Raw genomic sequence first — 24,659 nt, forward strand, 5'->3', positions numbered from 1 at the left:
TTATTGTGCTCCGTGAGTAGAGTGGTGGTAATGACCGACGAGGGTCGCGTCCGGGTGCTCCACGTCGACGACGACCCGGAGTTCGCGGACGTCACCGCGATGCACCTGGAGCGGGTCGACGACGACATCACCGTCGAGACGGAGACGAGCGCGCGCGACGGACTCGAACGCCTCCGGGCGGAGGCGTTCGACTGCGTCGTCAGCGATCACGATATGCCGGGGATGGACGGCCTGGACTTTCTGCGGGCGGTCCGCGAGGAGTTCGGCGACCTCCCGTTCGTCCTGTTCACCGGGAAGGGGAACGAGGAGATCGCCAGCGACGCCATCTCCGCCGGCGTCACGGAGTACCTCCAGAAGGACGTCGGGGCCGACCAGTTTCCGGTCCTCGCCAATCGGATCCAGCGGGCGGTCGGCGAGCGGCGCGCGAAGGCGGCCCTCGAGGAGTCCGAGCGACAGCTGTCGACGCTCATCTCGAACCTCCCGGGGATCGTCTATCGGGCCAGAAACGAGCGGGGCTGGCCGATGGAGTTCGTCAGCGGCGACGCGGAGGGTCTCGTCGGCTACGAGGCGGACGCCATCGAGTCGGGCGACGTCGCCTGGGGCGATCTCATCCTGGCGTCGGAACAGGACCGGCTCTGGGACCGGGTCCAGACCTGCGTGGCCGCCGGCGAACCGTTCGAGGTGACGTACCGGATAGAGACCGCGGACGGGACGGTCCGGTGGCTCTGGGAGCGGGGACGAGTGGTCGGCGTGGACGAGGGCGTGGAGATACTCGAGGGGTTCATCACGGACGTCACCGCCCGCAAGGAACGCGAGCGCGAACTCGAACGGGAGCGGGAGTTCACCGAGGGCCTGATGGACGCCATCGACGACGCCTTCTACGTCGTCGACACGACCGGCGCGTTCGTCCGCTGGAACGACACCGTCACCGAGGTGACCGGCTACAGCGACGGCGAGATCGCCGCGATGTCGGCCTACGACCTGGTCCCGGAGGCGTACCACGACCGGGTCGACGACGCCATCGCCGAGACGGTCACGGCCGGGCAGGGGACGGTCGAGCTCCCGATCGAGACGAGCGACGGCGACCGCGTCCGCTTCGAGTTCCGCGGCGGCCGGGTCGAGGACACCGACGGCGACCTCCTCGGCGTCGCCGGCATCGCACGGGACATCAGCGACCGCAAGACCCGCGAGCGGAAGCTGGAACAGTACGAGACGCTGGTGGAGAACGTCGGCGACCCGATGTACGTCCTCGATACGGACGGGACCGTCCGGATGGCAAACGAGGCGATGGCCGACCACCTGGGCTGTGATCGGGGGACGATCGTCGGCAGCGACCCGACGGAGTTCATGCCCGCGGAGGACGTCGAGCGCGTGAGCGAGGTCATCAGGACGCTGCTCTCGGAGCCCGACGAGACGTGGCGGACCGTCGAGATGCGGACCGTCGACACCGACGGCGAGGTCACGACCACCGAGAACAAGGTCGCCCCGCTGGTCGACGAGGGGGAGTTCACCGGCTCCGTCGGCGTCATCCGGGACGTCACCGAGCGCAAGCTCCGGGAGCGAGAGCTCGAACGCTACGAGACCATCGTCGAGGCCGTCGGCGACCCGGTCTACTCGCTGGACGACGAGGGCGTGTTCACCTACGTCAACGAGGCCATCGAGCCGATGACCGGCTACAGCCCCGACGACCTCGTCGGCGAACACATCGGGACCATCATGACCGACGACGGGATCGAGGCGGGCGAACAGCTCATCCGCGACCTGCTCGACGACCCCGAGGCCGACAGCGGGACGATCGAGATGGACGTCGTGACCCGCGACGGGCGACAGATCCCCTCGGAGAACAACATCGCACTCCTGCCGACGGCGGACGGCGAGTTCACCGGAACCGCCGGCGTCATCCGCGACATCGCCGAGCGCAAGGAGCGCGAGCGCCGCCTCTCGGAGTTCGCCAGCGTCGTGAGCCACGACCTCAGGAACCCCCTCAACGTCGTCCAGGGCCGCGTCACGCTCGCACGGGAGACCGGCGACGTCGACCACCTCGCGGACGCCGCGGCGGCCGCCGAGCGGATGGAGCGGCTGATCGACGACCTGCTGACGCTGGCGCGCGAGGGCGAGACGGTCGGGACCCTCGACGAGGTCGACCTCGCCACCACCGCGGAGCGGGCGTGGGCCGGCGTCGACACCGGGGCGGCGACGCTGTCCGTCGAGTCGACGGCCACCGTCGAGGCGGACGCGCCGCGGCTCCGCGAACTGTTCGAGAACCTCGTTCGCAACGCCGTCGAGCACGGACCCGACGACGTGACCGTCACCGTCGGGGCGGACGACACCGGCTTCTACGTCGCCGACGACGGGCCGGGCGTCCCGGCCGAGGACCGCGACCGCGTGTTCGACCGCGGGTACACGACGAGTCAGTCCGGCACCGGGTTCGGGCTGGCGATCGTCGAGGACATCGCCGACGCCCACGGCTGGACGGTGTCGGTCGAGGAGAGCGAGTCCGGCGGCGCGCGGTTCGCGTTCACGACGACTCCGGACGCCCGCTGACGTGGCGGTAGGCCGGCCCGGCGAGCACCAGCACCGCGACCGCCCCGAGCAACACCAGCAGCTGCGGGAGCGCGTCGATGGAGAGTCCCGACAGCGTCAGCGACCGCATCGACGCGCCGGCGATCACCTCGACGACGACCCAGGGGATCTCGCCGACGAACGTCCCGACGACGAACGACCGCGTCGAGACGCCGGCGAAGCCGGCCCCGTAGGAGACCGGATCGGCCGGCACCGGCGACAGCCGGGCGGCCAGCACGCCCCGCGTCTCGCCGGTCACCTCGATGACCCGCCGTCCGGACTCGCCGAGCCAGCCGAACATCCCGCCCTGCTCGCCGGCCTCGCGGGCGAAGCGATAGGGGATGAGGCAGGTGACCAGCGCGCCCATCAGCGCCACGGGGATGCCGTACTCGACGCCGAGGACGAAGCCGACGAACGCCGACAGCGGCATCGTCGGCCACGCGAACAGCGGCCGGATCAGGTAGAGGGCGACGATGAGCGCCGCGAGGTACACGGGGTGCGAGGCGAGGTGCAGCGCCTCGCGGATGAGCGTCGCCGGCGAGAGGACGAGCGCCGCCGCGCCCAGCACCGCCACGAGCGCGGCCGAGCCGAGCACCTGCCGCTTGGCGAGCCGGTCCATCTGTCCGTGAGAGGGTCAGCGACCGACAAACCTCTTGTGGTCGTCGCGGAAAGCGTTAATCCGCTCGCCCGCGAGACGACGACCGTGGCCGACACCGACCGTGACCCCGTCGAACTCGGGGTCGAGTTGCTCGCCCACCTCGAACACGAGGAACTCACGGTCGCGGACGCCCTCGACCGCATCGAGACGGTGACGACCACCCCCAGCGTCCAGCGGTCGATCCTCGACACCGCGGTGATGCGGGGGGTCGTCGAGCGCGAGGACGGCCGTATCCGCCCCACTTCGGGCGGGACCTACGTGCGCTTCGACGCCGACGTGGTCGTCCGGGAGGGCGAGTTCGCCTGCGAGCGCTGCGGCGCGAGCATCTCGACCGGGCACTTCGTCCAGTTCGACGGCGGCGAACTGGGGCCGTTCGGCTCGACGTGCGTGCGGAAGGTACTGGGGAGAGAGTAGCGTGACTCCGACCGGCGGGGAAGCCACGGGACCGACGCCCGTGTCACAGCCGGTGCCGGAGCTCCTCGATGAGCTTCTCGATCGTCTGTTCCTGCTGTTGGAGCTGCTCGCGCTGCCGTTCGAGCTGTTCCCCCTGTCGTTCGAGTTGGTCGCTCTGTCGCTCGACGGCGGCGGTGAGTTCCGTCACCTGCTCTCGCAGGGCCGCGACGTCGTCGCGGCCGCCCGTCGAGATCTCGTCGGGTCCGCGCTGGCTCGCTCCCTCGCTCGCGGACGCCGCCCGGGACCCGTCGGTCGTCGCCGCCGCGGCGGTGGTGGGCTCCTGCTTGGCACCCTCGTCGGCGGTCTCGGCCGCCTCGTCGCCGCCGACCAGCGGGTCGATGCCGGACTCCAGTCCCAGTCGGTCGTCGCCGCCGTCCTCGTCGCCGTCCTCGTCGACACCGACGGCCTCGTTGAGTTCGGCCAGCGAGTCGACGTCGTGGAAGGAAAACAGCGCGCCTTCGAGGGTCTTGCGGACGGTCTTGGCCTGCTCGGACGGGGCCTTGATCCGTTCCGGTCGGCCGTCGACGGAGAGGACCACCGACGTCGCGACGCTGCCCTCCTCGAACTCCAGTCCGGTGACGGCGTCGTAGGGGTAGGTCTCGTGGTCGGCGTCCCACGTGACGTTGCCGAGGTGTTTGAGCAGGCGTCGCTCGGTCACGACCAGCGTGAGCTCGCTGAACCGGAAGACGCCGGCGACGGTCTCCTCCCCGTCGACGACGCCGGCGACGCGGAGGTGCCCTTCGACGATCCGTTTCAGGACGGGGTCGGCCCGGTCGTTCGGGACGGACAGTTCCAGTTTCTGGTCGTCGTAGGTCAGCCGCAGCGTCGTCTTGCGCCGCCCCTCGCCGACCTCCAGCCGCTCGAAGTCGTGCGGATAGCTCTCGACCGTCTCGTCGCTGAGCAGCCCCTCGCCGCGGTAGACGAGCGTCCGGGTCCGCGTGAGACAGAGCGTGTCCTCGTCGCCGAGGTTGACGACGGCCCGAACCTCCTCGTCCCCGAGTTCCTGCTGGACGAGGTCTGGTATCTCCATACCGAGTGCATCCCCGCGGTGTGGCTTAAATCCGTGGGTCGGCCCCACGGGACCGTGGGACGGCCCCACAGTCCAGCGAGAGATGGGAACCTTCAAGACGGCGAGTAGCCAACGCTTGGATGCACCCGCGCCCGGGTGGCTTAGCTGGACATAGCGCCGCACTCATAGGGTCTCACGACTCATGCGGCAGTCTCGTATGACGCTGGGGCGCTCGTCACGCCCCGGACCTGGGTCATGCGGAGATCGAGGGTTCGGAGCCCTCCCCGGGCACTTTTGCAGGAGTCGCGATCGAGACGAGTGGTGACGCCGCGAGCCGCCGGTCGCGACGGGACCCCACCGGCCGTTCCCCGAAGCGACGGTCCCCGGTGGACCGCGCCGCGGCCACAGCGTCCCGAGCCGCGGTCTCAGAAGAGACTTATATCCAGAAGTGACAATCATACTATAGTGCAGCGCCGCAGTTTCCTCACGGCCGCCGGGGCAGCGGGAGTCAGCCTCGGGCTCGCCGGATGTGAGGGGTTGGTCGGCGACGGGGCGGACACACCGACGTCGACGACCGCGTCGACGGACACGCCGACAGACACCCCGGTCGACCTGCCGTCGGAGTGGGCGTCGCCGAACATGGGGATGTGGGGATGGACGGCCCGGAGCGTCGCGTACGCAGCCGATCAGCTCGGTGTCGAGGTCCAACTCGCCGCCATCGGCCAGGGTGGACAGACGTGGGACAGGATAACGAACTGGCGGCGGTTCAGGGGCTTCGACGAGTGGGTTCGGAACGGCGAGAACCGCTGGTACCTCCCCCACGCCCCGCTCGTGGTCGGGGCCGAAGTCACCGCGGAGGACCGCGAGCCGACCGACCGCGAACGGCGCGAGGCCTGGCGGCGCGCTGCCGACGGGGCGTTCGACGACAAGTGGCGACGGTTCGCCGAAACGTTCGCCGATCGGGGGTTCGACCACACGAACTGCATCCTCAGGCTCAGCAACGAGTTCACCGGCGGCTTTCACAAACACGGGACGTTCAACACCGACGGCGAGATGGTCGTCCCCCCCGCCGACTTCGTCGAGACGTATCGGCGGACGGTCGAGATCATCCGGTCGGAGATGGGGCCAGTCCACACGGTCTGGGCACCGACGCTGGGCCGAGACGTCGCGGACACGAAGGCGAACTATCCGGGGCGAGACTACGCGGTGCTGGGGGTGGACGTCTACGACGACGGGCTGGCGTACGGGTCGCCGAAGTTCGCTCCGGACGGTATCGATTACCACCGGGCGCTCGCGAGAGGGAACACACGGAACGTCCGGCGGGTCCGGGAGTTCGTCTGGAACAGACGCGTGCTCGCCGGTCGGAGACAGGACTCGCCCGGGTTCGGGCTGAACGACCTCGCCGAGATGCAGTCGGAACACGACGCGCCCGTCTGCATCCCGGAGTGGGGGCTTCGGTGGCGAGAGAGCGGGTACGGCGGGCAGGACAACCCCTATTTCGTCCGGAAGATGTGGGAGTGGATGAACGACCACGAGGCCGTGTTCCACTCGTATTTCAACCACGCCGACTCGGCCGGCTCGGTCCAGATCGCACCGCCGAGTCACGATATCCCGAAGGCCCGCAGAGCGTTCAAATCGACGTTCGGATCCGTGGGGGCACACCCGATGCCGCGGATGCGGAGACGGTGACGGAGCCCGGTGAGCCGGTGCCCGTGGACCGCCGCCGAGCGGTGACACGGGCCACCGAGGGTCCAGTTCGTGGGCCGGGCGAGGAACGGAGCACGGCCCCGGTCCGGCGACGTGGAACACCCGCGGGACCGAGGCCACGCGACGGTACGAGGGTCCGCCACCTGACCCCAGCGCCGAACCAGTTCGCCCCGTCGTCCCTACAGCTCGCTGGCGGTGCTGACGTGCAGTCCGACGAACCGCCAGTCCCCGTCGCGTCGTTCGAGCGTCCCGCTCCAGCGTGTGTCGAACGACCGGCGCTCGCCGTCGGCGTCCGTCCACGCCAGTTCCACCCGGTCGCTGAACCACGCGTGGTCCCCGCGTTCGGTGAGCCGCAGGGCGCGGCTCTCGACGGTCCAGTCGCTCGTCGAGGCCGTCTGGTCCCGCAGCCCGGACTGGACGGCGTCGGAGCCGACGAGCGTCTCCGAGACGCCGAACTTCACGATCGGGTCGTCGGCCGGCCGGTCCTCGGCGACGAAGCTGTCCAGCGGCGCACCGTGGCGCAGGGAGTCGTAGTAGTCGGTGACCGTGGCTCTCGCGTCCATAGGGTCGCTTACCACCCGAGGGCCTTACGACTGTGGGCCAACGGTTTTGCGGAGGGCCTCCCAACGAGGGGGTATGCGCGCCGCAGTCTACCGCGGTCCAGGTGAGATCGCCGTCGAAGAGGTCCCGAAGCCGGAAGTCGAGTCGCCGACCGACGCCGTGGTCCGGGTGACACACACGGCCGTCTGCGGGTCCGACCTGTGGTTCTACCGCGGGGACAGCGACCGCGAGGAAGGGTCCCGCGTCGGCCACGAACCGATGGGCATCGTCGAGGCGGTCGGCGACGACGTCCGTTCGGTCGAGCCGGGAGACAGGGTGTTCGCGCCGTTCGTCATCAGTTGCGGTTCCTGTGAGTTCTGTCGGAAGGGGCTCCACACGTCCTGCGTGAACGGCGACTCCTGGGGCGGCGACAACGGCGGCGGCCAGGGCGAGTACGTCCGGGCGACACAGGCCGACGGCACGCTCGTCCGGGTCCCGGACCGCCACGCCGACGACGAGGACACCCTCGAAGCGATCCTGCCGCTGACCGACGTGATGGGGACGGGCCACCACGCGGCGGTCAGCGCGGGCGTCGGCGAGGGCGACACCTGTATCGTCGTCGGCGACGGCGCGGTCGGGCTCTGTGGCGTGCTCGCGGCCCGACGCCTCGGGGCCGAGCGCATCGTCGCGATGGGCCACCACGAGGACCGCCTCGAACTGGCCGAAGAGTTCGGCGCGACCGAGACCGTCGCCGCCCGCGGCGAGGCGGCCGTCGAGCGAGCCACGGACCTCACCCACGGCGGCGCGAACCACGTGCTGGAGTGTGTCGGCGCGGCGTCGGCGATGGACACCGCCGTCGACGTCTGCCGGCCCGGCGGCACCGTCGGCTACGTCGGCGTCCCCCACGGCGTCGACGACGAGGGGCTGGACGTGTTCTCGATGTTCGGCGACAACGTCGCGCTGAACGGCGGGGTCGCGCCGGTCCGGGCCTACGCCGAGGAGCTGCTGTCGGACGTGCTCCAGGGGACACTCGATCCCTCGCCCATCTTCACGAAGACCGTCGACCTCGACGGGGTCCCCGAGGGCTACCGCGCGATGGACGAACGCGAGGCGATCAAGGTTCTCGTCAAGCCCTAGCCCGCACGGAGCGGGCGGAGGGTACAGGTGTCTGGAGACCAACTAGTGGTGATGACAGACGATCCCACGGTCCTCGTCGTCGGCGGCGGCGCGACGGGCGTCGGCGTGGCCCGCGACCTCGCACTGCGTGGCGTCGGCGTGACGCTCGTCGAGCGTGGCGGCCTGTCGAGCGGGACCTCCGGTCGCTCACACGGGCTCTTGCACAGCGGCGCTCGCTACGCCGAGGCAGACGCCGTCGGGGCCGAGGAGTGTATCGCGGAGAACCGCGTCCTGAGAGACATCGCGGGCGAGTGCGTCCGCGACACCGGTGGACTCTTCGTCCAGCTGGCCGGCGACGACCCCGACTACTTCGCGGCCAAGCGGGCCGCCTGCGAGGCGGTCGGCATCGAGACGGAGACGCTCGACCCGGCCGCCGCGAGAGAGCTGGTGCCGGGGCTCTCGGCGGACGTCGAACGGGCGATGCGGGTCCCCGACGCAGTCGTCTACCCCTCGCGGCTGGTCGCGGCCAACGCGGCCGACGCCGCGGCCCACGGCGCGACGATCTACCCGCACGCGCCGCTTGAGTCGCTGACGGTCGCCGACGGGGCCGTCGTCGAGGCGACGCTGGGGGGCGACGCCGACGCGACGATCGCACCGGACTACGTCGTCAACGCCGCCGGCGCGTGGGCCGGGCAGGTCGCCGCGAAGGCGGGCGTCGCGGTCGAGATGGCACCGGCCCGTGGCGTGATGGTCTCGGTCGACTACGACGGTCTCGGCCCGGTGCTGAACCGCTGTCGGGACCCCGACGACGGTGACATCGTGGTGCCCCACGACGCCGAGGCCGTCGTCGGGACGACGAGCGTCCCCGTCTCGGACCCCGACGACTACGAGCGGGCCGACTGGGAGGTCGAGCGGTCCATCGAGGAGTGTGCGGCGATGCTGCCGGCCGTCGCCGACGCCGAGGTGCTTCGGACGTGGTGGGGCGTCCGCCCGCTCTACGCACCCGACGAGGGCGACGGCGACCGGCGCGGCATCTCGCGGGGCTTCTTCAGGCTCGACCACGCCGACGACGGCGTCGAGAACTTCGCCAGCGTCGTCGGCGGGAAGCTGACGACCTACCGGCGGATGGCCGAGTCGACGACCGACCTGGTCTGTGAACGGCTCGGCGTCGAGGCGGCCTGCGAGACCGCCTCGCGGCGGCTCCCCGGTGCCGACGAGCCGGAGCGACTCGACGAGTACGTGGCTCGCTACGACGGACAGGGACCGACCGACGAGGATGTCGTCGGAGCGGCGTAGGCGTCAGCCGAACTCCTGAAAGGCGGTCTCGAAGTCGTCGAACTCCGACACCGTCTCGTCGGCTCGCTCCCGGAGGTCCTCGACGCGCCGGCTGACCTCGCGGTACTCCTCGTGTGCGTCCAGTTCCGCCGCGTTCTTCTCCGACTCGAGGGTGGCCTTCTTCGAGGCCATCGAGAAGTACCGCTGGAGCGTGTCGTCGTAGCTGTCCCGGACGAGCATCTCGTCGACCGTCTCCAGCAGGTCCTCGCGGGCGACCGGTTTCGTGAGGTAGTCGTCGAACGGCATCTCGACGATGTCGAAGTCCGGATCGACGGCCGTCACCATCACGACCCGGCAGTCCAGCCCCCGCTCGTCGATGCGGTCGAGGACGTCGTCGCCGGACATCCCCGGCATCTGCCGGTCCAGAAACACCACGTCCACCGTTTCGTCGACGACGTCGAGTGCGCGTTCCCCGTCGGTGGCGCTCCGCACGTCGTGGGCCTGTCCGAGCCACGTCGTGTAGAGTTCGGCCACGTCGGTCTCGTCGTCGACGACGAGTACCGTCGCCGTGTCAGGTTCTGTCGTCATGTGCACGCGTCTGCATCCTCCGTGTCCACGCAACTACAGCGTAGCAACGTTGCAGAATCGCCATGATAAATCCTCCCACCCGGTTATCAGTTCTGATTACTGACCGGGGTCGATTGGGTTCCTCCCCGGTGGTGGTCGCGCCCCGCGGCGACCCCTCGGACGGAGTCGTGGTCACTTCGCCTGCGATAGCCCTGCGACGCCGCCGTCGGCGTCGGCGAGTGAGTGCGCCGTCCCGTCTGCGGAGCGGTCCGGACCACCGGAGGCCCGGCGTCGCCGGGGGGACGACCGTCCGGAGCCGACCCGCTGGGGCTATGTATCTGGCCCCGCTACGGACCGCTCGTGGCCGATCCCTCGACCGTCCAGTCTGTGGCGATCAGCGCCGAGGACCTGCTGGCGGCGCTCGAAGCGACCGCCCGCGACGAGCGGCGGACCGTCCTCCGCGCGACGCCGCCCTACAGTGGTCGGATGCGGGCGCGCCTCCACGTCGTCCAGGGCGAGACCGACGACGGGACGCTCCACTTCCCGCCGGGCGATCTCGTCGACGGGGACGCTCCGTCCTTCCCGACGCCGGACGAGACGGCGGACGAACTCCGGGAGCGCGACGACGAGCCCTACAGCGTCGACCGCCACCGCGAGTACCACGCCCGCCGCGTCGACGAGTGGCGGGACGCGGTCCCCGACCACGTCGTCGACGCGGTCTCGCACCCGGCGGTCGGCCACGAAGTCGCGGTCTCGCTGCTCGGTCCGTGAGCCACCGAGTGCACGGGAGCTCTCTGTCCACCTGTGTGAGAGGACGGGACGGAACGAACGCCCGCGATGAAACGTCTCGCGGCCGTTCCTGTCGTCGTGAAAGGTCCGGTACGTGGCTCGCCGGCGGGTGAAACGTCCCGAAATCGGGCGAAGCCTCGCGCGGTTATATGACCTGGCCTACCGTAGCTAGGGGCACGTTACCCCTATGTCGAGTTCGTCAGCCAACGAACTGCTCGCCCGCCTCGACGTGACGGTCCCGACCATCGACCGGTCCCTGCTCGCGCCCGTTCGGGGGCTCGCGTTCTGGACAGCCATCGCCCTCCCGTTCCTCTATCTCCCGCTGCTCGTGTCCGGCCTCGAGACGGCGGCGGTCAGGACCGCCTTCGCCGCGCTGGTCGCCTGCAACGCCGTCGCCCTCCTCGTGGGTCACTCGTACGCCCGAGAGTGAACTCGGCCGGTACGCCGCGCTGTCCGACGGGGATTGCCGGACCAATATTTATATTCCCAGTTACCCTACGCATCGTATGGCCGCCTACGGCCGGCCGACCCTACGAGACCTGTTCGACGAGTCACCGACGCCTCACATCGCCCACCCCCCTCGCAGCCACCACCGAGACTTCTACCTCGCGACCGACGGGTCCTTCCGTCCGCACGCCGCGGACGAGGCCACCGACGCACGCGGTGGACTGGGCGTCGTCGTCGAGACGTTCGACGGCGAGCGCGTCGTCCGACTCTCCGTGTCCGACGGGGCACCGGACAACAACGTCGCCGAGTACCGGGCTCTCCATCTGGGCCTGGACGTGCTGGCGACACGCGCGCCGGCCGACGCCCGGATCGGGCTGCTCATCGACCACGACCAGCTCGCCGGGAACGTCAACGCCGAGCTGCTGTCGACGCCGGGGTCGGCCCACGACCCGCCCCATCCGGTCACGGTGCCGCCGGAGACCGGACTCCACTGGCGGGGCATCCGGGCGCGCCTCAGCGGCTTCGACGAGGTCCGGGCCGCCCGGATCGACAGCGGCCGCAACCCCGCGCACCCGCTGGCCAACGCCCCCGAACAGTACGCCCACGTCAACCAGGAGCCGGACCGCTGTGTGGTCCCGCAGGCCTCGGCGACCGACGAGCGCGTCCCGCCGCCCTCCCGCTCGGAGCGCGGCGGTGCCTCCGACTGAGCGACGGGCGACCGCGGGACCCACAGACACCGGCAGCAGTGGTCACCGGAGCGTCCGCCAGGACCACGTGGGCTCCCAGCCGAGCAACCGCTCCGCCTTCGCGGTGTCGACGAGCGGCGCGTGCTCGGTCTCCGGGAACCCGTCCCGAACGTCTGCCTCGGGGAACAGTTCCCCGACGACGGCCTCCGTGGCCGTCTCGAGGCTCGTGTCGGGGGCCGACACCCAGAGTCGCTCGTGGCCCTCGAACGCCGCCTCGACGGACCGCCGGACGAGGTCGGCCACGTCGCTCACGTGGACGTAGGTGAACAGCGTGTTGCGCTGGCCGCGGAGCTCGTCGGCCGCGCGGAGGCCGTCGAGGGTCCGGTCGCCCTCGACGAACGTCTCGCGGGCCAGGTCGTCGTCGACGACCCACGGGAACCGCAGTGAGGCGATGGTCCGGGGTGCGCCGTGTTCCCGGCGTGCGAACCCGTCGGCGACGGTCTCCAGCGTCTGCTTGCCGAGTCCGTACGGCGTCGACGGGGTCAGGCGGTGACCCTCGTCGACCGGGAGGGAGTCGACCGTGATCGGGTCGGGCTCGAACCCGCCGCCGATCGCGCTGAGACTCGACGCGAGCGCCACCGTCTCCACGCCCACCCCGCCCGCGGCCTCCAGCACGTGGTACGTCGACATCGCGTTGCTCTCGAAGGTGCGGTATCCCGGCGTCGACTCCGGCGTGGGAATCATCCCGAGGTGGACGACCGCGTCCGGGTCGCTCTTGGCGAGGCTCCCGTAGACCTCGCCGGCGTCGAGGAGGTCGGTGGTGAGGTAGGTCTGCGAGTGGGACTCCTCTCTGCTCCCCCGAGAGAGGTTGACGGTTCGGTAGCCCCGCTCGACGAGGTGTTCGAGGACGGCACGGCCGACTCGTCCGTTCCCGCCGGTGACGGCGATCGTCTCGACCATAGGCCACGTCCCGCCGCGGGTCTCAAAGATGCGGCGACGAGCGCCGGACGGGCTGGCGACCCGATCCCGTGGTCTGCGATAGCTACCGATAAGTTACGAGGATTCCTCTGCGTGACTTCACCGAGGTTCGGCAGTGGTCACACAGCTCAAATTTTAAGTGGGGTCAGACGTATAGACGTACACGGGAGGTGTCCGATAGATGAGCACCCGTAGCAGCAGGACTGGCGCTTCGGACGCACAGCAACGCGACCGGTCGGCGCTGCCGGCGTCGTTCTCTCGGTACGACCTCGTCCTCGCGCTCATCCCGGCGGCGTTCCTGCTCGCGATGGGTGTCGGGGGACTGTTCGGGTTCTCCGTTCGGACCGCACTGACGCTGGGGGCCCTGCTCGGGACCTGCGCGGTCGTCGACGCGCTCTTCCTCAACCCACCCAGGGGCGGCGGTCCGGCCTGACCGGTCTGCCCGGTGGCTCACAGTGTCGCCCTATGGGCTGGAGAGACGCGGGTGGCCCGACGGGCGGCCGAGCAGGGGACGCGGTTCGCCCGGCGAAACGACGCGCTGCTCACGTGCTGTACGCGATGGACATCGGCGACGCCGACTTCGTCGCCGTCCCGAGCGACACCGGGGAGACCCGCGAGCGCCTCGGATCGAAGGGCCGGGAGTTCACCGGGGGGATCGCGGCGCTGGCCGAGCAGGCCGGCGTCGACTGCGTGACGACGGTGACGGCCGACACGCCCGTCGAGGCGATCCTCGGGTCCGCCGGCGAACACGACGGTCGTGATGAGCAAGTGCGGCCGGTCGGACCCCGACAAGCCCCTGCTCGGGACGATCACGACCCGCGTCGTCGACTCGCTCGACGTCCCGGCGTCCACCGCCTGACCGGCGGGTCGGGGACGCGTCGGGAGTGCGGCGACTACGTCGCTCTCACTCCTGCTGTGCGTCCACCACCGCGACCCCCGCCAGGTTCACGATGTCCTTGACCTCGTCGCCGCGCTGGAGGACGTGGACCGGCTTGTCCATCCCCACCAGCATCGGGCCGATCGCCTCCGCGCCGCCCAGCCGCTGGAGCAGTTTGTACCCGATGTTGCCGGCCTCGAGGTTCGGGAACACCAAGACGTTCGCGGGGTCTTCGAGGTCCGAGAACTCGTAGGTCCCCGTGAGGATGTCCTCGACGACGGCCGTGTCGGCCTGCATCTCCCCGTCGACCGGGAAGTCCACCCGGTCGTCGTTCCGGAGGCGCTCGACGGCCGTCCGGGGCTTGCGCGTCCCGGGGTTGTCGACGCTCCCGAAGTTCGAGTACGACAGCATCGCCGCCCGCGGCTCGACGTTGAAGCTCCGGGCCAGCTCCGCCGTGTGGCGGGTCACCTCCGCCAGGACCCGGGCGTCGGGGTCCTGATTGACCGTCGTGTCCGCACAGAAGACGACCTTGTTCTTGAACGTCAGCATATACACCCCGGCGGCGTAGTCGGCGTCGTCGGCGGTGCCGATCACCTGCAGGGGCGGGCGCAGCGCCGACGGGTAGTGGTGGGTCAGCCCCGTCAGCATCGCGTCGGCGTCGCCCATCTCGACCATCACGCTGCCCAGGTAGTTCCCGTCCCGGACCAGTTCCTCGGCCTCCCGCCGGGTGACGCCCTTGCGCTGGCGGAGCTCGTACAGGCGGTCCGCGTAGGCGTCGACGTCGGCCGTCTCGGGGTCGACCACCACGGGATCGAACTCCAGGCCGAACTTCCGGCGGGTCTGTTCGATCTCGTCGGCGTCGCCCAGCAGGACCGGTTCGGCGATCCCCTGCTCGACGAGCTGGTAGGCCGCCCGGATCATCTTCTCGTCGTCGCCCTCCGCCAGCACGACCCGCTTGGGGTCGCTCTTGGCTTTGTTCAGGACGACCCGCATCATCTCGCGGGACTTGCCGAGGCGCGCCTCCAGTTGCTCGGCGTACTGGCCGAGGTCGAGTTCGCGCCGGGCCGCGCCGCTGTCCATCGCGGCCTCGGCGACGGCCGGCGTCACCTCGAAGAGGACCCGCGGGTCCAGCGGTTTGGGGATGATGTACTCCGGCCCGAACTGCAGCGGCTGGTCGCCGTACGCTTTCACCACCTCGTCGGGCACGTCCTCCCGCGCGAGCTCCGCCAGCGCCCGGGCGGCGGCGACCTTCATCTCCTCGTTGATCTCGGTGGCGCGGACGTCTAAGGCCCCGCGGAAGATGAACGGGAACCCCAGGACGTTGTTGACCTGGTTGGGGTAGTCCGAGCGCCCGGTCGCCATGATGACCGTGTCGTCGCGGGCCTGTTTGGCGTCCTCGTAGGCGATCTCGGGGTCGGGGTTGGCCATCGCGAAGATGATTGGGTCGTCGGCCATCGACTGGACCATCTCCTCGGAGACGATGCCGCCGACCGAGAGCCCGACGAACACGTCCGCGTCGGCCATCGCGTCGGCGAGGTCGCCCCCGGGGACGTCGCGGGCGAACTCCCGTTTGAACTCGTTGATGTCCTCGTGTTGGGCGCGGTCGGCGGTGATGATCCCCGAGGAGTCACACATCGTGATGTTCTCTTTCCGTGCGCCCAGCGAGACGTAGAAGCGGGCGGTGGCGATGGCGCTGGCCCCGGCCCCGGAGAAGACGATGTCGAGGTCGGCGAGGTCCTTGCCGGCGATGTCGGCGGCGTTGAGCAGGGCGGCCCCCGAGATGATGGCGGTGCCGTGCTGGTCGTCGTGGAACACGGGGATGTCCATCTGCTCGCGGAGCCGGCGCTCGACCTCGAAACACTCGGGGGCGGCGATGTCCTCGAGGTTGATGCCGCCGAAGGTGGGTTCCATCGCGCTGACGGCCCCGACCATCGCGTCGGGGTCGCCGGTGTCGAGCTCGATGTCGAAGACGTCGATGTCGGCGAAGCGCTTGAACAGGACCCCCTTCCCCTCCATCACGGGCTTGGAGGCCTCGGGGCCGATGTCGCCCAGCCCGAGCACGGCCGAGCCGTCGGAGACGACGCCGACGAGGTTCCCCTTCGCGGTGTAGGTGAACGCCTGCTCGGGATCGGCGGCGATCTCCTCGCAGGGCGCGGCGACGCCCGGCGAGTACGCCAGCGAGAGGTCCCGCTGTGTGTTGGTCGGTTTGGTCGTCGCGATCTCTATCTTGCCGGGTGGATCCCGGCTGTGGTAGTCTAGCGCGTCCTCGTCGAGTCCCATACCGGCACCTCGCTCCCCTCGGTGAAAAACCCGGGTTTCGCGTCAAATGACGACGTGAAGTTCGACTATCGTCGACCACGGCGTCGTCCGCCCGGCCGAAAAGAGGGCATAAGTACGAGCACACCAACTGTCGACCATGACCGAGCGTTTCCGGCAGTTGCTCGCGGGGACGACGGCGCTGACCTTCGTGCTCATCCTGCTGGGTGTCTACACCGGGGCCATCGGGGCCGGCCTGACCTGCGGGGCGCGCTGGCCGCTCTGTGACGGGTGGCTGGGGCTGTTCCCGGCGAACTGGGCGAGTTTCGTCGAGTGGTTCCACCGGCTGGTCGCGATGATCACCGGCTTCGCCATCCTCGGCTCGACGTACCTCGCGTGGCGACGGGACCACGCGACGCGGGTCAAGCGCGCGACGGCCATCGCGACGGTCGTGCTCCCGGTCCAGATCCTGCTCGGGGCGAACACCATCGTCAACTTCGGAGCGCTCGCGCAGGTCCTCCACCACGCGGCCGCGCTGACCATCCTGACGGCGCTGGTCGCCGCCACGGCCTGGGCCTACGACGCGCCGGGAACCGCCGCGGAGACCCGCTCGGAGGCGACCGCGGGCGACCCGACGACCGACGCCGACCCGACCGGCTCCGACTGACCGTCCGGGCGTTTCTGTCGTCGGTTTTGCATACAATCCCGGTTGTAAGTGCTTCGTAACACTAATCCCCGGTACCGTCCATACACCGACTATGTCAGACGACGGACTCTCACGGCGTCAGTATCTCACCACCGTCGGCGGTTCGGCGGTCGCACTGTCGGTCGCGGGCTGTATGGGCGACGGCGGGAGCGGCGGCGGACAGACCATCACCGCCGGCACCGCGCCCGGCTTCCCCCCGTTCGAGATGAAGGAGGGCGGCGAACTCGTCGGGTTCGACATCGACCTGCTGGAGGCCGTCGTCGGGCAGAGCGACTACGAGCTCTCCGGCTGGGAGGAGTTCGAGTTCGACTCGCTCATCCCCGCGCTGACCAACGACAACATCGACGTCATCGCGGCCGGGATGACCATCAACGAGAAGCGCGACGAGACGATCGACTTCACCGATCCCTACTACTCCTCGGACCAGGCCATCGTCGTCCGGTCCGACGGGGACTTCTCGCCCAGCGAACTGGCCGACCTCGCGGACAGGCCGATCGGCGCACAGAGCGGGACCACCGGCGAGGGCGTCGTCCAGGACGAACTCGTCGGCGACGAGATCTCCGAGAGCCAGTACAACTCCTACGGCAACTACGTGCTGGCAATCGAGGACCTCCAGAACGGCAACATCGACGCCGTCGTCATCGACGTCCCCGTCGCGCGGACCTTCGCCGCGAACCGGCCGGTCGAAGTGGCGTTCGTCTACGAGACCGGCGAGCAGTTCGGCTTCGGCGTCCGCACGGACGCCGACGAACTCACCTCGTCGCTCAACGACGGGCTGGCGACGGTCCGGGAGAACGGGACCTACGAGGACCTGACGGCGGAGTGGTTCGGCGAGTAAGATGCAGGCCGGCGACTGGGCGTTCGTCCTGAGCAACTTCGACTACCTGCTGGAGGGGCTGGCTATCACCGTCGGGCTGACGCTGACGAGCCTGTCGCTGGGGTTCCTCGTGGGCTTTCCCGCGGGTGCCCTCGAGGTGTACGGCGACGGCTACTTCCAGCGTGCCGTCCGGACCGCCGGGGTCGTCCTCCGCGGGACGCCCATCGTCGTCATCCTGCTGGTACTGTTCTTCGTCGTCTCCATCCCCGGATCGGCGTTCGTCGCCGCGACGGTCGGGCTGGGCCTGCGGAGCGCGGCCTACCAGTCCCAGATCTTCCGGGGCGCGCTCCAGAGCGTCGACGACGGGCAGATGGAGGCCGCTCGCGCCGTCGGGATGAGCCGGCTCCAGGCCATCCGCCACGTCGTCGTCCCGCAGGCGCTCCGCCGGAGTATGCCGGGGTTCCAGAACGAGTTCACCATCGTCCTGAAGGACACGAGCATCGCCTTCGCCATCGGCCTCGCGGAACTGCTGACCCGAGGGTACGACCTGTTCACCCAGAGCGGGCGGTCGACGGCCGTCCTGGAGGTCTTCCTCGTCATCAGCACCATCTACTTCGTGTTGACGTTCACCACGAACCGCGGGCTGGATCGGCTGAGCGACCACTACGCGATTCCGTCGGGTGAGAACACGTGAGTCTACTCCAGGTCGACGACGTCTACCAGTCCTACGACGAGGAACGGGTGCTGCGAGGGGTCAGCTTCGAGATGGACCGGACCGACGTCGACGTGCTGATGGGCCCCAGCGGCAGCGGGAAGTCGACGATGCTGCGGTGCATCAACCGCCTGACCGAGATCGACAGCGGCGAGATCCGGCTGGACGGGACCAGCGTCACCGCGCCCGAGACCGACGTGAACGAGCTCCGCCAGCAGGTCGGGATGGTGTTCCAGGACTTCAACCTCTTCGCGCACCTGACCGCGCTGGAGAACGTCACCCTCGGACTGAAGCGAGTCAAGGGGATGGACCGCGACCCCGCCCGCGAGCGGGCGGCCGACCACCTCGCCCAGGTGGGACTCGCGGACCAGGCCGACGCCTACCCCGCCGAGCTCTCCGGCGGGCAGAAACAGCGGGTCGGCATCGCTCGCGCGCTGGCGATGGAGCCGAAGCTGATGCTGTTCGACGAGCCGACCAGCGCGCTGGACCCCGAGCTCGTCGGCGAGGTGGTCGAGGTGATGCGCGACCTCGCCGAGGCCGGGACGACGATGCTCGTCGTCAGCCACGAGATGGGCTTCGCCCGCTCGGCCGCCGACGACATCCACTTCCTCGACGACGGGAAGGTCGTCGAGTCCGGCCCGCCGGAACAGCTGTTCGAACGGCCCGACCACGACCGGACGGCCGAGTTCCTGTCCGGGCTCCAGACCGACGGCGAGCACTGATGAGCACCGAAGACCCATCCGCCGTCGAGCAGGTCCGGACCACCGCGAGCGTCGAGACCGACCGGCCCTGGGCGATGGCGGCGATCGCCGTCTTCTGGGGCTGGCTCCTCGTCCGGTGGACGAACGACTTCCTGCTGCCGGACACGGTGGCGTTTCCGAGTGGGAAGTCGTTCTTCCCGGTCGCCCCCGTCGCCGCGGCCGCCGAGCGGGTCGGATCGGTCGCGGCCTCGGTTGGCCTGTTCGGCGCGCCGCTGGACGTGGTCGCCGGGCTGCTGGGGTTCGTCGCCGGGAGCGTCCCCCACCTGCCGGCGCTGGCCCGGGGCGCGTGGCTGACCATCGTCCTGACGGTTGCGGGCATCGCGCTCGGCTTCGTGCTGGCGGTGCCGCTGTCGGTGGGCCGGGTCTACGGGAGTCGGGTCCTCCGGTGGGTCTCGCTGTCCTACACGGAACTCGTCCGCGGGACGCCGCTGCTGGCGCAACTGTTCGTCCTCTACTACGGCCTCCCGCTGACGGGGATCATCCGCGACGTCCCCGGCGTCGGCGTCGGGTTCGTCCCCGCGCAGGCGGTGTGGGTCGCGATCATCGGCTTCACGCTCAACAGCGCCGCCTACCAGGCCGAGTACATCCGCTCGGCCCTGGAGTCCGTCGACGCCGGTCAGCTGACGGCGGCGCGGGCGATCGGCCTCTCTGAGATCGAGGGGATCCGCTACGTCGTCCTCCCCCAAGGGCTGCGGTACGCGATCCCGGGCTGGTCGAACGAGCTCGTCTACCTCATCAAGTACTCCTCGCTGGCGGCGTTCATCACCGTCCGCGAACTGTTCTTCGAGGCGCGGTTCATCGCCAACGACACCTTCCAGTACACGGAGCTGTTCCTGCTCGCGGCGCTGTTCTACCTGGCGCTGGTCATCTCCGCGTCGGTGTTCATGAACTGGGTCGAGGAGCGGACCTCGGTGCCCGGCGTCGGCGGCCGACGGCGGGCCTGACCTCACTCCTCGCGCTCGACGACGTAGGCCCCGAAGTCCTCGACGCTCCCGACCGGCGGGGCCCCGAACGCGAGCCAGACGTGGGTCGCGTCCGTGTGGTTACAGAGGTTCCTGACGACGTCGGGTCGGACGCGGACGACGCTCCCCCGGGAGACGTCCCGCACGTCGCCCTCGACGGCGATCTGTCCGTCGGTCATCGTGACGAACACCTCCTCCTGGCCGTCGTGGCTGTGTGGCGTCGTCACCTCGCCCGGTTCGACGACGACCTGATTGACCCGGACCTCCGTACAGCCCAGCGGTTCGGTGAGCTTCCGGACCGTGGTCTCGCAGGTGTTGAACTGTTCCTCGGGCACGCCCTCGGGATCGACGACCGCGAACCCGTCGGTCATAGGAGCGCGTTCACGGGGGACGGAGATAGGTCCGGGGGCTGTATGCGACGCCCGTTTAGATGCCGGCGGTCACATAAAGTCCGACAGTCCGGACTGCTGGTCGTCCTCGTCGGCGGCGTCGGCGTCGATGTCGTCGTCTCCCTCCGCCTCCTCGGCCGCCGGGCCGTCGTCGCTCCCGCCCAGCGTGGCCTGCGCGTCGTCGGCGTCGTCCTCCCCGTCGCCGTCGTCCCCGCCCTCGGCGACGGCGTCCTCGGGATCGCTCGCGGACCCGCCCTCGAAGGCACCGCCGGAGTGCTCGACGGCGGCCTCCTCCTTCCGGCGCTCGGCGTCCTCGACGATTGACTGGACCTTGTTGGTGTCCTCGCCCGAGCCGGTGACAAAGGAGACGTGCTCGGCGTCGAGGTCGTAGGTGGCCGCCATCGCCACCGTCAGCTCCCGGTTCGTGCAGTGGTGGGTCATCGTCGCCAGGAACGGCATAATCTCCCGGCGAGCGGTCGTCATCGAGACGCCGTCGACGGCCGCGATCTGCCGGGCGATGTGGTCGCGGGTGTTGCGCGCGCCCTTCGAGCGGCCGAGCTTCGACCAGTAGCTCGGCGGCCCGTAGCGGGTCCACCCGCCCTTCTGCCCGTCGCGGGCGGCGGCGACGCCGGCGGTCATGTTGTCCGTCGCGTAGCGCCAGAACGAGTAGTTCTGTGTCTCCCGGACCCGGCCGAGCCACTGGTCGGCGTTCGAGAGGGCGTCGTAGGCCCGGACGAGTTCGCCGTCGGCGTAGTCTTTGGGCATGTTGTCCTCGATCCAGTTGATGAGGTCGTCCGGCGTCTCGTCGACGTCGTAGCTCGATTTCAGGGCCGTCTCGGCGTCGCCCTCCTTCAACACGACGTCGAGGTACTCGAAGATGCCCTCGGTCGTGTCCCGTTCGCCCGAGACGTAGTCGTCGGCCTCGATGCGGTCGTTGCCCTCGGCGGTGGCCTGGAGGTCCTTGATCGCCCCCCGGAGGTCGCCGCTGTTCTGCTCGGCGATGTCCTCGATCACGGCGTCGGTGTAGTCGACGCCCTCCTTCCGGCAGATGTCCCGCAGGACCGGGACGATCGAGCGTTTCTGCACGCCGGAGAACTCGATGTCCTGACAGCTGTTGCGCAGGGAGTTGGACATCTCGTAGAACTCGTTGGCGATGAGGATCATCGGCTGGCCGGCCTCTTTCACCAGCGAGGAGATGGCCCGCGCACCGCCCCGGTCTGCGTTGCCGTGGACGTTGTCGGCCTCGTCCATGATGACCAGTCGGCGGCCCTGCCCCCCGGCTGTCAGCGTCCCCGACTTGGCGGCCTCGCCGGCCACCTGCTCGATGACGTCTTTGGTCCGGGAGTCGCTGGCGTTGAGTTCGATGGTCGGCCAGTCCATGTCGTTTGCCAGCGCGTGGGCCGCGGAGGTCTTGCCCACCCCGGGGGTGCCGTGGAGGATGACCGCCTCGCGGTGGTCGTCCCACGTCTCGGCCCACTCCCGGAGGGCGTCCCGGGCCGTGTCGTTGCCCCGTACCTCCGAGAGCGTGCTCGGGCGGTACTTCTCCGTCCAGTCCATTACCAGAGGGGAGGCGCGTGCCGCGTTTAGTGGTTGCGGACCCCCGCGGCCCGAAAGCCTATGTCGCCTGTCGGCGTCGGCCGAGACACGATGAACGACGACAGCCGCAGCTACGCGGTCGGGGCCGCCGCCGGCGTGGCGGCGTTCGTCCTCGGCTACGTGCTCGTGTACGCGCTGACAATCTCGACGGTCCAGGACTCCCTGTTGACCGGCGTCATCGAGGCCTTCGGCGAGGAGGGGGCCGCCTGGAAGGTCGTCGGCTGGGTGTTCTTCAACGCGCAGTTCGTGACGACGACGATCACGGTCGACGTGCCGCTGCTGGGTGGCACCGACGCCGTGAACTTCATCGGTCAGAGCGACGGGCTGTCGCCGATCCTGTACGTGATCCCGCCCGCGCTACTGACCGTGGCGGGGCTGGCGGTCGCCCGCCTCGACGGCGCGACCGAGACGGGCCGGGCGCTCCGGGTCGGTCCCTCGGTCGCGCTCGGCTACCTCCCGCTGTCGCTGGTCGGCGCGTTGCTGTTCGCCGTCAGCATCGGCGAGAGCAGCGGCGGGTCGCCGACGCTGCTGACCGCGGTCGTCCTCGCCGGCGTCGTCTACCCCGTCGTCTTCGGCGCGATCGGGTCGCTGCTCGGCGTCGCTCTGGGCGAGTCGTAGGCCGACCCTTTTGTACCGGGACGCGGCCAGTCCCGGCGTGACCCTCGTCGGTCGTCCCGCACCGGCCAACCGTGCCCTCACACCCGTCGTAGGGACCCTCCTGCTGGTCGGCGTGACGGTGCTGCTCGCGGCGGTCGTCGCCACCGCCGCCTTCGGCCACGCGGCGGCCACGGCCGAGCCGGCCCCGACGGTCGCCCAGTCCGCCGCCGAGTACGAGACCTACGCCGCCGGCGGCGGCCGCTACCGCGAGCAGGTGCTACGGCTCACGCACCTCGCCGGCGACACGCTCGCCGTCGCGGACCTGGAACTCGTCGTCGACGCGAGCGACGCCTGCGGCAAGGTGGGCCGGCTGGTGAACCTCCCCGCCGCGGGCGACAGCCTCCGGCCCGCGGGCGAGTACGTCCGCGGCGACGACCTGTTCGACAACTCCTACGACGCCGTCGAGGGACCCATCGGCACCGGCGACGTCGACGACGACGGCGCGTGGTCGGCCGGCGAGACCGCACAGTTCCGGCTGGCGACCAGCGAGTGTCGCCTCGCACCCGGCGAGACGCTGACGGTCCGGGTCGTCCACGCGCCCACCGGGAGCGTCGTCGTCGCGGAGCGCGTTCGCGCGGACTGACCGCGGGCTTCCGGTAGCCTTTTACTCCAGTCACGCCACCCTGCGAACCGATGACACGGGGTGCGCGCGACGAACTCGCCGAGAAGATCGCCGGCGAGGTCGCACTGAGCGACGAGCCGGGGGCGACCCTGCGGAAGTGGCGGACCGACTTCGACGTGGCCCAGACCCAGCTGGCCGACCGGCTGGACGTCTCGCCGTCGGTGGTCTCGGACTACGAGAGCGGCCGCCGGGACAACCCCGGGATCGGCGTCGTCCGCCGCCTGGTGGGCGCGCTGCTGGACATCGACGAGGAGCGGGGCGGCGACCACATCCGCCAGCACGCCCGCGTCCTCTCGGCGGGGTTCGAGAGCGACGTCGTCCACGACCTCCGGGAGTACCCCGCCAACGTCGGCGTCGAGCGGGTGTTCGACGCCATCGACGCCACCGAACTCCACCGCGGCGGCCAGGACACCGTGGCCGGCCACACGGTCATCGACTCCATCGCCGCCATCACGCGGCTGTCCTCCGACGAGTTCTTCCAGCTGTACGGCCAGTCGACCAACCGCGCGCTGGTGTTCACGAACGTCACCCGCGGCGAGTCGCCGCTGGTGGCGCTGCGCGTGGTGTCGCCGACGCCCAACGCCGTCGTCCTCCACGGCCTCGACGACGAGGCCGTCTGGGACCGGGCCGCCGACCTCGCGAACATCGACGACTTCTCGCTGGCCGTGACCGACGCCGACCTGGAGACGATGCTCGACGGGCTCCGGGGGCTGCCGTGAGTCCCGGGGCGGGCGAGGCCGAACCGTCGCGCCGTGACGCGGGTCAGTCGCCGGCGGCCTCGGACTCCCAGCCCTCCGTGTAGACGTCGCCCTCGTCGACGCCGGCCTCGGTGAGCAGGTCCGTCGTCTCGACGACCATATCGGGGACGCCACAGACGTAGACGTCGGTGGCGTCGAGGTCGCCGAGCGCGTCCGGGACGTGCTCCTGGACGTGGCCCGTCCGGCCGTGCCACGAGTCCGCGGGCTCGGAGAGCACGTAGTCGAGCGTCACCTCGCGGTAGTCCGATCGGAGCTGGTCAAGCGTCTCGTGGAAGATGAGGTGTTCCTCGTCGCGCTCGCCGAAGAGGAGGTGGGCGTCGCCGGTCCCGCCGCGGGCGTACTGCTTCAACATCGGCAGGATCGGCGTGATCCCCGTCCCCGTCGCGATGAACGCCACGTCCCGGTCGAGGGTCTGCAGGGTGAGGTCCCCGTCGACGGGTTCGACCTCGACCTCGTCGCCGGTCGTGCGCTCGTGCATGTAGACCGACCCGTTCCCGCCCTCGTATCGCTTGATCGCCAGGACGAGCTCGTTCGATCGCGGGAGATTCACCGCCGTGTAGGGACGGGCGGCCTCCTCCCCGTCGTTCTCGAAGTGAACCATCGTGTGCTGTCCGACCTCGTAGGTGAACCTGTGATCGTCGGCGACGAGCCGGAACTGCTTGACGTCCGGCGTCAGCTGGTGGATGCCGGCGATAGTGGCTGTGACGGTCATCTGATAGCCGGTTACGGCTCGCCCCTCAAAAGCGGAGAGCGAGAATA

General features: G+C 69.9%; 27 protein-coding genes and 1 tRNA gene. 18 read left to right on the top strand and 10 right to left on the bottom strand.

The features are described from left to right. Positions 1 to 30: 30 nt before the first annotated feature. On the top strand, positions 31 to 2,544 hold the full coding sequence (locus P0592_RS01790) for a PAS domain S-box protein (protein WP_276272552.1): 2,514 nt from the start codon (positions 31 to 33) through the stop codon (positions 2,542 to 2,544). On the opposite strand, the gene P0592_RS01795 is transcribed toward P0592_RS01790, so the two are convergent. Beyond that, complete coding sequence (locus P0592_RS01795; protein WP_276272553.1) at positions 2,519 to 3,181, bottom strand: TVP38/TMEM64 family protein; 663 nt, start codon at positions 3,179 to 3,181, stop codon at positions 2,519 to 2,521. The genes P0592_RS01790 and P0592_RS01795 overlap by 26 nt on opposite strands. Before the next feature lie 84 nt (positions 3,182 to 3,265). Here P0592_RS01795 and P0592_RS01800 point away from each other — a divergent pair, with 84 nt between their 5' ends. After that, positions 3,266 to 3,634: a DUF5830 family protein gene (locus P0592_RS01800; RefSeq protein WP_276272554.1), complete on the top strand. Its 369-nt coding sequence runs from the start codon at positions 3,266 to 3,268 to the stop codon at positions 3,632 to 3,634. Positions 3,635 to 3,677: 43 nt separating this feature from the next. Here P0592_RS01800 and P0592_RS01805 read toward each other — a convergent pair whose 3' ends face one another. Beyond that, the gene (locus tag P0592_RS01805) at positions 3,678 to 4,703 is read right to left on the bottom strand and encodes a DUF7115 domain-containing protein (protein ID WP_276272555.1); all 1,026 of its coding nucleotides are present in this window, start codon (positions 4,701 to 4,703) and stop codon (positions 3,678 to 3,680) included. 129 nt (positions 4,704 to 4,832) lie between these two features. Between P0592_RS01805 and P0592_RS01810 the strand changes: the two genes are divergently transcribed. Beyond that, positions 4,833 to 4,973: transfer RNA gene (locus tag P0592_RS01810), tRNA-Met, on the top strand. 174 nt (positions 4,974 to 5,147) lie between these two features. After that, complete coding sequence (locus tag P0592_RS01815) at positions 5,148 to 6,371, top strand: twin-arginine translocation signal domain-containing protein (RefSeq protein WP_276272556.1); 1,224 nt, start codon at positions 5,148 to 5,150, stop codon at positions 6,369 to 6,371. A gap of 197 nt (positions 6,372 to 6,568) precedes the next feature. Here the strand turns inward: P0592_RS01815 and P0592_RS01820 are convergent, their stop codons facing one another. Further along, on the bottom strand, positions 6,569 to 6,952 hold the full coding sequence (locus P0592_RS01820) for a nuclear transport factor 2 family protein (protein ID WP_276272557.1): 384 nt from the start codon (positions 6,950 to 6,952) through the stop codon (positions 6,569 to 6,571). Between the two features lie 73 nt (positions 6,953 to 7,025). Between P0592_RS01820 and P0592_RS01825 the strand changes: the two genes are divergently transcribed. Then, positions 7,026 to 8,066 (top strand): zinc-dependent alcohol dehydrogenase family protein, encoded by a 1,041-nt coding sequence (locus tag P0592_RS01825; protein ID WP_276272558.1) that lies wholly within the window; start codon positions 7,026 to 7,028, stop codon positions 8,064 to 8,066. Between the two features lie 51 nt (positions 8,067 to 8,117). Continuing rightward, a complete protein-coding gene (locus tag P0592_RS01830; RefSeq protein WP_276272559.1) occupies positions 8,118 to 9,341 on the top strand; it encodes an FAD-dependent oxidoreductase in 1,224 nt (407 codons plus the stop codon). A 3-nt stretch (positions 9,342 to 9,344) separates the two neighbouring features. On the opposite strand, the gene P0592_RS01835 is transcribed toward P0592_RS01830, so the two are convergent. After that, entirely contained in the window at positions 9,345 to 9,908 is a 564-nt protein-coding gene (locus P0592_RS01835; protein WP_276272560.1) for a HalX domain-containing protein, read from the bottom strand. Between the two features lie 339 nt (positions 9,909 to 10,247). Here P0592_RS01835 and P0592_RS01840 point away from each other — a divergent pair, with 339 nt between their 5' ends. The 3 genes from P0592_RS01840 to P0592_RS01850 all read left to right on the top strand — a co-directional run bounded on the left by P0592_RS01840 (position 10,248) and on the right by P0592_RS01850 (position 11,830). Beyond that, positions 10,248 to 10,658, top strand: a complete 411-nt coding sequence (locus P0592_RS01840; protein WP_276272561.1) for a DUF8009 family protein — start codon at positions 10,248 to 10,250, stop codon at positions 10,656 to 10,658. A gap of 205 nt (positions 10,659 to 10,863) precedes the next feature. Continuing rightward, positions 10,864 to 11,106, top strand: coding sequence for a DUF8028 family protein (locus tag P0592_RS01845; RefSeq protein WP_276272562.1), 243 nt, complete (start codon positions 10,864 to 10,866; stop codon positions 11,104 to 11,106). A 76-nt stretch (positions 11,107 to 11,182) separates the two neighbouring features. Beyond that, positions 11,183 to 11,830 carry a ribonuclease H family protein gene (locus P0592_RS01850; RefSeq protein ID WP_276272563.1) on the top strand — a complete coding sequence of 216 codons (648 nt, stop codon included), beginning with the start codon at positions 11,183 to 11,185 and terminating at the stop codon, positions 11,828 to 11,830. A 42-nt stretch (positions 11,831 to 11,872) separates the two neighbouring features. Here the strand turns inward: P0592_RS01850 and P0592_RS01855 are convergent, their stop codons facing one another. After that, a complete protein-coding gene (locus P0592_RS01855; protein ID WP_276272564.1) occupies positions 11,873 to 12,769 on the bottom strand; it encodes an NAD-dependent epimerase/dehydratase family protein in 897 nt (298 codons plus the stop codon). A 199-nt stretch (positions 12,770 to 12,968) separates the two neighbouring features. On the opposite strand from P0592_RS01855, the gene P0592_RS01860 reads away from it, so the two are divergent. Continuing rightward, positions 12,969 to 13,220, top strand: a complete 252-nt coding sequence (locus tag P0592_RS01860) for a DUF8015 family protein (RefSeq protein WP_276272565.1) — start codon at positions 12,969 to 12,971, stop codon at positions 13,218 to 13,220. A gap of 109 nt (positions 13,221 to 13,329) precedes the next feature. Here P0592_RS01860 and P0592_RS01865 read toward each other — a convergent pair whose 3' ends face one another. Further along, a complete protein-coding gene (locus P0592_RS01865; protein ID WP_276272566.1) occupies positions 13,330 to 13,500 on the bottom strand; it encodes a hypothetical protein in 171 nt (56 codons plus the stop codon). Between the two features lie 191 nt (positions 13,501 to 13,691). After that, the gene (locus P0592_RS01870; protein ID WP_276272567.1) at positions 13,692 to 15,944 is read right to left on the bottom strand and encodes an NADP-dependent malic enzyme; all 2,253 of its coding nucleotides are present in this window, start codon (positions 15,942 to 15,944) and stop codon (positions 13,692 to 13,694) included. Positions 15,945 to 16,080: 136 nt separating this feature from the next. On the opposite strand from P0592_RS01870, the gene P0592_RS01875 reads away from it, so the two are divergent. The 5 genes from P0592_RS01875 to P0592_RS01895 all read left to right on the top strand — a co-directional run bounded on the left by P0592_RS01875 (position 16,081) and on the right by P0592_RS01895 (position 19,860). Further along, positions 16,081 to 16,587: a COX15/CtaA family protein gene (locus P0592_RS01875; protein WP_276272568.1), complete on the top strand. Its 507-nt coding sequence runs from the start codon at positions 16,081 to 16,083 to the stop codon at positions 16,585 to 16,587. A 91-nt stretch (positions 16,588 to 16,678) separates the two neighbouring features. Then, the gene (locus P0592_RS01880; protein ID WP_276272569.1) at positions 16,679 to 17,464 is read left to right on the top strand and encodes a basic amino acid ABC transporter substrate-binding protein; all 786 of its coding nucleotides are present in this window, start codon (positions 16,679 to 16,681) and stop codon (positions 17,462 to 17,464) included. 1 nt (position 17,465) lies between these two features. Beyond that, positions 17,466 to 18,137, top strand: coding sequence for an amino acid ABC transporter permease (locus tag P0592_RS01885; RefSeq protein WP_276272570.1), 672 nt, complete (start codon positions 17,466 to 17,468; stop codon positions 18,135 to 18,137). Further along, entirely contained in the window at positions 18,134 to 18,877 is a 744-nt protein-coding gene (locus tag P0592_RS01890) for an amino acid ABC transporter ATP-binding protein (protein WP_276272571.1), read from the top strand. The genes P0592_RS01885 and P0592_RS01890 overlap by 4 nt, the downstream gene beginning before the upstream one ends. Next, positions 18,877 to 19,860 (top strand): amino acid ABC transporter permease, encoded by a 984-nt coding sequence (locus P0592_RS01895; protein WP_419181111.1) that lies wholly within the window; start codon positions 18,877 to 18,879, stop codon positions 19,858 to 19,860. Before P0592_RS01890 ends, P0592_RS01895 begins: the two co-directional genes overlap by 1 nt. A 2-nt stretch (positions 19,861 to 19,862) precedes the next feature. On the opposite strand, the gene P0592_RS01900 is transcribed toward P0592_RS01895, so the two are convergent. Both P0592_RS01900 and P0592_RS01905 read right to left on the bottom strand, forming a co-directional pair. Continuing rightward, positions 19,863 to 20,249, bottom strand: a complete 387-nt coding sequence (locus P0592_RS01900) for a cupin domain-containing protein (RefSeq protein WP_276272572.1) — start codon at positions 20,247 to 20,249, stop codon at positions 19,863 to 19,865. Between the two features lie 69 nt (positions 20,250 to 20,318). Beyond that, a complete protein-coding gene (locus tag P0592_RS01905; protein ID WP_276272573.1) occupies positions 20,319 to 21,824 on the bottom strand; it encodes a replication factor C large subunit in 1,506 nt (501 codons plus the stop codon). 90 nt (positions 21,825 to 21,914) lie between these two features. On the opposite strand from P0592_RS01905, the gene P0592_RS01910 reads away from it, so the two are divergent. Genes P0592_RS01910 through P0592_RS01920 form a run of 3 tightly spaced genes read left to right on the top strand, consistent with a single transcriptional unit; the run spans position 21,915 to position 23,861 of the window. Beyond that, on the top strand, positions 21,915 to 22,481 hold the full coding sequence (locus tag P0592_RS01910) for a DUF7978 family protein (RefSeq protein WP_276272574.1): 567 nt from the start codon (positions 21,915 to 21,917) through the stop codon (positions 22,479 to 22,481). Positions 22,482 to 22,518: 37 nt separating this feature from the next. Next, positions 22,519 to 23,103, top strand: coding sequence for a type IV pilin domain-containing protein (locus P0592_RS01915; RefSeq protein WP_276272575.1), 585 nt, complete (start codon positions 22,519 to 22,521; stop codon positions 23,101 to 23,103). 50 nt (positions 23,104 to 23,153) lie between these two features. Further along, positions 23,154 to 23,861, top strand: a complete 708-nt coding sequence (locus tag P0592_RS01920) for a helix-turn-helix domain-containing protein (protein WP_276272576.1) — start codon at positions 23,154 to 23,156, stop codon at positions 23,859 to 23,861. A 43-nt stretch (positions 23,862 to 23,904) separates the two neighbouring features. Here the strand turns inward: P0592_RS01920 and P0592_RS01925 are convergent, their stop codons facing one another. Next, positions 23,905 to 24,612, bottom strand: a complete 708-nt coding sequence (locus tag P0592_RS01925; protein ID WP_276272577.1) for a ferredoxin--NADP reductase — start codon at positions 24,610 to 24,612, stop codon at positions 23,905 to 23,907. Between the last annotated feature and the right edge of the window lie 47 nt (positions 24,613 to 24,659).

This window comes from Haloarcula litorea (assembly GCF_029338195.1).
In the GTDB taxonomy this organism is placed as follows: domain Archaea; phylum Halobacteriota; class Halobacteria; order Halobacteriales; family Haloarculaceae; genus Haloarcula; species Haloarcula litorea.

Coding starts and splice junctions, on each gene's coding strand:
- P0592_RS01875 (WP_276272568.1), top strand. CDS start 16,081: ATGACCGAGCGTTTCCGGCAGTTGCTCGCGGGGACGACGGCGCTGACC.
- P0592_RS01820 (WP_276272557.1), bottom strand. CDS start 6,952: ATGGACGCGAGAGCCACGGTCACCGACTACTACGACTCCCTGCGCCAC.
- P0592_RS01830 (WP_276272559.1), top strand. CDS start 8,118: ATGACAGACGATCCCACGGTCCTCGTCGTCGGCGGCGGCGCGACGGGC.
- P0592_RS01825 (WP_276272558.1), top strand. CDS start 7,026: ATGCGCGCCGCAGTCTACCGCGGTCCAGGTGAGATCGCCGTCGAAGAG.
- P0592_RS01795 (WP_276272553.1), bottom strand. CDS start 3,181: ATGGACCGGCTCGCCAAGCGGCAGGTGCTCGGCTCGGCCGCGCTCGTG.
- P0592_RS01910 (WP_276272574.1), top strand. CDS start 21,915: ATGAACGACGACAGCCGCAGCTACGCGGTCGGGGCCGCCGCCGGCGTG.
- P0592_RS01845 (WP_276272562.1), top strand. CDS start 10,864: ATGTCGAGTTCGTCAGCCAACGAACTGCTCGCCCGCCTCGACGTGACG.
- P0592_RS01850 (WP_276272563.1), top strand. CDS start 11,183: ATGGCCGCCTACGGCCGGCCGACCCTACGAGACCTGTTCGACGAGTCA.
- P0592_RS01900 (WP_276272572.1), bottom strand. CDS start 20,249: ATGACCGACGGGTTCGCGGTCGTCGATCCCGAGGGCGTGCCCGAGGAA.
- P0592_RS01835 (WP_276272560.1), bottom strand. CDS start 9,908: ATGACGACAGAACCTGACACGGCGACGGTACTCGTCGTCGACGACGAG.
- P0592_RS01885 (WP_276272570.1), top strand. CDS start 17,466: ATGCAGGCCGGCGACTGGGCGTTCGTCCTGAGCAACTTCGACTACCTG.
- P0592_RS01855 (WP_276272564.1), bottom strand. CDS start 12,769: ATGGTCGAGACGATCGCCGTCACCGGCGGGAACGGACGAGTCGGCCGT.
- P0592_RS01805 (WP_276272555.1), bottom strand. CDS start 4,703: ATGGAGATACCAGACCTCGTCCAGCAGGAACTCGGGGACGAGGAGGTT.
- P0592_RS01905 (WP_276272573.1), bottom strand. CDS start 21,824: ATGGACTGGACGGAGAAGTACCGCCCGAGCACGCTCTCGGAGGTACGG.
- P0592_RS01920 (WP_276272576.1), top strand. CDS start 23,154: ATGACACGGGGTGCGCGCGACGAACTCGCCGAGAAGATCGCCGGCGAG.
- P0592_RS01895 (WP_419181111.1), top strand. CDS start 18,877: ATGAGCACCGAAGACCCATCCGCCGTCGAGCAGGTCCGGACCACCGCG.
- P0592_RS01925 (WP_276272577.1), bottom strand. CDS start 24,612: ATGACCGTCACAGCCACTATCGCCGGCATCCACCAGCTGACGCCGGAC.
- P0592_RS01790 (WP_276272552.1), top strand. CDS start 31: ATGACCGACGAGGGTCGCGTCCGGGTGCTCCACGTCGACGACGACCCG.
- P0592_RS01870 (WP_276272567.1), bottom strand. CDS start 15,944: ATGGGACTCGACGAGGACGCGCTAGACTACCACAGCCGGGATCCACCC.
- P0592_RS01880 (WP_276272569.1), top strand. CDS start 16,679: ATGTCAGACGACGGACTCTCACGGCGTCAGTATCTCACCACCGTCGGC.
- P0592_RS01860 (WP_276272565.1), top strand. CDS start 12,969: ATGAGCACCCGTAGCAGCAGGACTGGCGCTTCGGACGCACAGCAACGC.